Annotated in this window: 5 protein-coding genes; all 5 read right to left on the bottom strand. The window is 63.4% G+C overall.

Annotated elements, in window-relative coordinates:
* The coding region (locus C9413_RS27145) for an SMP-30/gluconolactonase/LRE family protein (RefSeq protein ID WP_170251156.1) at positions 1-710 on the bottom strand (710 nt) is incomplete at its 3' end.
* Between the two features lie 14 nt (positions 711-724).
* Positions 725-1672 carry an ABC transporter permease gene (locus C9413_RS27140; protein WP_040114908.1) on the bottom strand — a complete coding sequence of 316 codons (948 nt, stop codon included), beginning with the start codon at positions 1670-1672 and terminating at the stop codon, positions 725-727.
* On the bottom strand, positions 1669-2616 hold the full coding sequence (locus tag C9413_RS27135; RefSeq protein ID WP_170251155.1) for an ABC transporter permease: 948 nt from the start codon (positions 2614-2616) through the stop codon (positions 1669-1671). Before C9413_RS27135 ends, C9413_RS27140 begins: the two co-directional genes overlap by 4 nt.
* Positions 2613-4064 carry a sugar ABC transporter ATP-binding protein gene (locus C9413_RS27130; protein WP_040114910.1) on the bottom strand — a complete coding sequence of 484 codons (1452 nt, stop codon included), beginning with the start codon at positions 4062-4064 and terminating at the stop codon, positions 2613-2615. The genes C9413_RS27135 and C9413_RS27130 overlap by 4 nt, the downstream gene beginning before the upstream one ends.
* Before the next feature lie 66 nt (positions 4065-4130).
* The gene (locus tag C9413_RS27125; RefSeq protein WP_040114911.1) at positions 4131-5147 is read right to left on the bottom strand and encodes an ABC transporter substrate-binding protein; all 1017 of its coding nucleotides are present in this window, start codon (positions 5145-5147) and stop codon (positions 4131-4133) included.
* Positions 5148-5276 lie beyond the last annotated feature (129 nt).

Below are 5276 nucleotides of genomic sequence, written 5' to 3'. Positions count from 1 at the left end.
GTACGGATGCCGTCTGGAATGCCGTTGTCGATGAGGCAGAAGACACGGCCGTTCGCAAGCCGCCTGCCGTCGACCACGTCGAAAGCGCGGATGTGACGCGGTAGGCTTTCGTCATGGCTTGCTGCCGAATCCGCCACATAGAGGATTGTCTCGTTGGGCGAGAAGGCAAGGCCGTTCGGCTGGATGAAATCCGTGGCGACCGCCGCAAGCTCGCCGGTCGTCGGATCGAGCCGGTAGACATTGCGGGTCGGTTGCTCCGGCTCCGCGCGATAACCTTCGTAGTCCGACATGATGCCGTAGGTGGGATCGGTGAACCAGACCGTGCCGTCGGACTTCACCACCACATCGTTCGGCGAATTGAGCCGTGCGCCCTCGAAACGGTCGGCGAGCACGGTGATCGAGCCGTCGACCTCGGTGCGTGTGACGCGGCGCGTACCGTGCTCACAGGAGACGAGCCGTCCCTGCCTGTCGCGCGTATGGCCGTTGGTGAAGTTGGACGATTGCCGATAGACGGACACGCCGCTCTCGGGTGTCCATCGCATCATGCGCTGGTTGGGAATGTCGCTCCACAGGAGTTGGTTCGCATCGTTGAACCAGACGGGGCCCTCCGCCCAGCGGCAGCCGGAATAGAGTTCGTCGAGACCGGCGCTGGTCACGATCATCTGCCGGAAGCGCGGGTCGTGGATTTCGTAGATGTCGGCCTCGGCCATGGCGGTGTTTCCGTTTATCGCATGCCGAACCGGCGACCGCCGGCGAGCATGATGACGCTGATGATGATGAGGCCGGTCATGATGAGGCGGATGCCCGCGCCCAGCCCGTAGGTGTTGAGCATGGAAACGACCAGGAACATGAAAAGCGATGCGCCCCAGATGCCTGGCACGTTGGAATCGCCGCCCGCGACGGCCGTGCCGCCGATGACGACGACGGCGATCGACATCAGGAGATATTCCGAGCCCATGTTGAGCGCTGCGCCGCCGGAGAAGCAGGCGAGCAGATAACCTGCGACTGATGCCAGCACGGCGCAGAAAAGGTAGGTTACGAAGCGCGTGCCGTCGACCGGTATGCCCGCCATGCGCGCGGCCGGCATGCTCTGGCCGATCGCCGAGATCCAGCGCCCGTAGATCGTCTTCTCGAGCAGGAACCAGGCGAGGATCGAGATGAGGAGCGCTACGATCGCCACGTTCGGCGCGCCGAGCGTGTTCGACGTGGTGAACTCTGCAAGCACGCTCGGAGGCTTGATGCGCAATCCCCGATTTGTCCAGATCGCGGCGGACTGCACGATGAAGCTCATGGAAAGCGTCGCGATGATCGGCGGAATGCGCAGCGCCTTGATGAGCGCGTAATTGCAGAGGCCGACGATGAAGCCGATAACGATGACGACAAGAAGGCCAGGCAGGATCATGCTGTTTTCGACATTCATGAGCTTTAGCGCCACCGTGCCGGAAAGCGTCATGGTGGCGGGGACCGAGAGATCGATATTGCCAGGACCAAGCGTGATGACGAACATCTGGCCGATCCCGACGATGACCGAAAAGGCCGCGAAGGTGAGCGCGGCCTGCGACAGGCCGAGCGTGCTGGCGCCGAGCGTCACCATGATCGTCAGGAACCATACGATAAAAGCGGCAAGCCACGACCAGGTCCAGGGTTTGCCGAAAAGGCGGAGCGGGATCATCGGCGTTTCTCCCGCTTCTCGAGGCGGTTCAGCATCAGGCGGAGCGCGAGCACAATGATCAGGATCGCGCCCTGAGCCCCGATCTGCCAGTCCGGCGAGATGCGTAGGAAGGACAGGAACGAGCCGGCGAGCGTCAGCGTCAGCGCGCCGATTACCGCACCGATAGGGGAGACGCGGCCGCCGATGAACTCGCCGCCACCAAGAATCACGCCGGCGATCGACAGCAGCGTGTAGCGCAGCGCGATATTAGCATCGGCTGAGGTGGTCAGGCCGACGAGGGCAATGCCAGCAAGAACCGCGAAAAGGCCGGCAAGGCCATAGGCGGCGGCGCGCGCCCCGACAATCGACCAGCCGGCGCGGTCGACAGAGCGCTGGTTGCCGCCGATGCCGCGGATAAGCACGCCGAGCGAGGACCGCATGACGACGAGATGGGCGAGGGCGGCGACGACGATGCTGGCGACGATAGCCATCGGCGCCAACGGGGGTTTGACGGTCATCAACCAGCGCACCCAGTCCGGTGCCTGCCCGCCCGGTGACGGCAGCAGCAGTACGGCAAGGCCGCCCCAGACGAAGCTCATGCCGAGGGTCACGACGATGGACGGCAGGTTGCGCAGATGGATGACGACACCGAGCGCCGCATATGTCGCGATCGCGCCGGCAAGGATCAGAACGCCGGTCACGGGGGCATCCCGCAGAAAGGTCGCGGTTACGCAGGCGATGAAGCTGACGAAGGTGCCCATCGATAGATCGAGATCGTTCACGGCCATCACGAGCATCTGGGCGATCGTCGCGAGCGCGATGGGCACAGCCAGATTGAACAGCAGGTTGAGCCCCACATAGCTCATGGCGCGGGGCTGCAGCCAGAAGACGGCGGCGAGCAGCATCGTCAGCGACAGGGCGGGAATGGCAAGACGCATGGCGTCGGACGAGAGCCGGAACGTCATGCGGCGACCCCCTCGAAGGAGGCGGCGATAATGTTCGTCTCGTTGACGGCGTCGCCGGCGAGCTCGGCCGCGATACGGCCCTCGCGGAAGACGTAGACGCGGTCGCAGAGGCGGACCTCGTCCATCTCCGTCGAGTACCAGATGAAGGTGCGGCCGTGCGCAGCTTCCTCGCGGATGATTGAGTAGACCTCCTGCTTGGTCCCGATGTCGACGCCGCGCATCGGATCGTCCATCAGGACAATCGGAGCACGCGTCGCAAGTGCGCGCGCGAAGAGTACCTTCTGCTGGTTGCCGCCGGAAAGTGACAGGATGCGGTTGTCCATATCGGGCGTGCGGATCTCGATCCGGCGCTTCCAGTCGGCGCCTTTCGTCCCCTCTTCGCTTGTGAGTATGAGGCCGCGCCGGGACAGGTCGCCGAGCGATGCGATGGAGAAGTTGCGCAGGATGCTCCACAGCTCGAAGACGCCGTTGAGGCGGCGGTCGCCGGCGACGAAGGTGACGAGCGGATCACGCTCAGGCAGCCAGTTGCCGGACTGGGAGGCATGCAGGGCGAGCAGGAGCTCGGTCTGCCCGTGGCCGGCCAGACCCGCCAGTCCAATGATCTCGCCCTTGCGCGCCATGAAGGAAACACCCGCTGCCTGATGAGACAGAATGAGCGGCGCGGCGGACTGTTCGCGCGCCGAGCGCTGCCCGGTCTCCTCTTTCGCAACGGTGCCCATGGCTTCCACGACGCCATGATGGTCGAAGGCGTGTGCCGGACGTTCGGCGACAAGGCGGCCGTCCTTCATGACGACGATGCGATCGGAGGTTTCGAGGATCTCGTGCAGGATATGCGAGATGAAGATGACGGACCCGCCCGCGACAACGAAGCGGCGGACATGGTGGAGCATCTGGCGAGCAAGGCTTGCATCGAGTGACGAGGTCGGTTCGTCGAGGATCACTAGCCGCGGCGCAATGCCGGCGTCGGAAAAGGCCATGGCGATCTCGACCATCTGCCGCTCGGCGATCGAGAGATCTCCCACGGTCCGAGTGCTATCAATGCCATGGCCGGGAAAGACGGCGTCGAGGCTCTTCTCAATGATTATTGCGGCGCGCCTGCGCCAACCAAAGCCACCGAGATCGCGATGCATGATACGGGCGTTCTCGACGATGGAGAGGTTGGGGCAGAGGGAAAGTTCCTGGAAGACACAGCGCACGCCGCGGGCACGTGCGACGTTGATGCCATAGCGCTCCAGCCGCTCGCCGTCGCTCGTGACGCTTCCTTCGTGCGGTGTGAGGCCGCCGTTGATCACGCTGACGATCGTGGACTTGCCCGCTCCATTATGTCCGACGAGCCCGACGCATTCGCCCGGCATGACATGCAGCGTCACGCCGTCGAGTGCCCTGACCGCGCCGAAGCTCACCTTGGCGCCATCGACCGCGATCACGGCCTTCAATACGTCTTTCATGCTGCCCGCCTGCTCGCAAAGAATGCCACGCTGCCATTTGCGGCCGCGCGGCAGTCGCTGGGAGATTTACTTTGCCGACTCGATGACCTTGACTGCATCTTCCTGCGTGTATTCGACATTGGCGACGCCGCCGGCCTGGGTATTGGCGAGGTTCGTTTCGAGATTGTCCTGGTCGATGCGCAGGAAGGGTACGACGAGGTCCTTCTTGACCTCCTTGCCGTCGAGGATCTGCTGGGCGACCCAGAAGGCGAGCGTGGAGACGCCCGGCGCAATGGATACGGACATGGTCTCGTAGCCCTTCGCGTCCTTCTGCTCTTTCCACCACTTCAGTTCGTCTTCGCGGTTGCCCATGATAATGATCGGCATCTTCCGGTCGGTCGCGGCAATCGCCTGGGCCGCGCCATAACCGTCGCCGCCCTGCGTCACCACGCCGACGATGTCGGGTAGGCTTGGCAGGATGCCGGCAACAGCTTTCTGCGCCACGTCCTGCGCCCAGTCTCCATGAACGGAGCCGACCACCTTGAACTGCGGAAACTGCTTGGCGCCCTCATGGATGCCCGCCGAGATCTCATCGTCGACGAAGACACCGGCAAGGCCGCGGATCTCGAGCAAGTTGCCGCCGTCTGGGAGTTTCTTCGACAAGTACTCCACCTGGCTGCGGCCCATTTCCTTGAAGTCGACGGCGATGCGCCAGGCACAGGGTTCTGTGACGATGCCGTCGAAGGAAACGACGGTGATGCCGGCGTCGCAGGCTTCCTTGACTGCGCCGTTTAGCGCCGTCGGCGAGGCGGCGTTCAGCACGATTGCGTCATAGCCCTGCAGGATCATGTTCTGGATCTGCGCGGCCTGTTCCGTCGCCTGGTTCTCGGCGGTGGTGAAAGCGTCGGCTGCGGCAACGACGCCACTCTTCACGGCTTCGCCAGTCACCTTTCCCCAACTCGTCAGCATGGCTTGACGCCACGAGTTGCCAGCATAGTTGTTGGACAGGGCGATCTTCTTTGCCGACGTCTCGGCAAAGGCGGAAACGGGCATCGCGGCGCAAGCTATAGCGGCCGATGCCAGAAGCATCTTACGGATTGTCATGTCTCTCTCCCTCATGATCGCGCCGGTCAGCGGATCGCTTCACTCCTGTCTGCCCAAAATGGGTTCGAGTGAAAATTGTTCTTGCACTGAGCATCCTCCTCTCAGTAAGGGCAGGATGCGGGGGATCGA

The organism is Rhizobium sp. SEMIA 4085 (genome assembly GCF_013004495.1).
Classification (GTDB): Bacteria; Pseudomonadota; Alphaproteobacteria; order Rhizobiales; family Rhizobiaceae; genus Rhizobium; species Rhizobium gallicum.
This window is presented reverse-complemented; position numbering and strand designations above follow the sequence as displayed.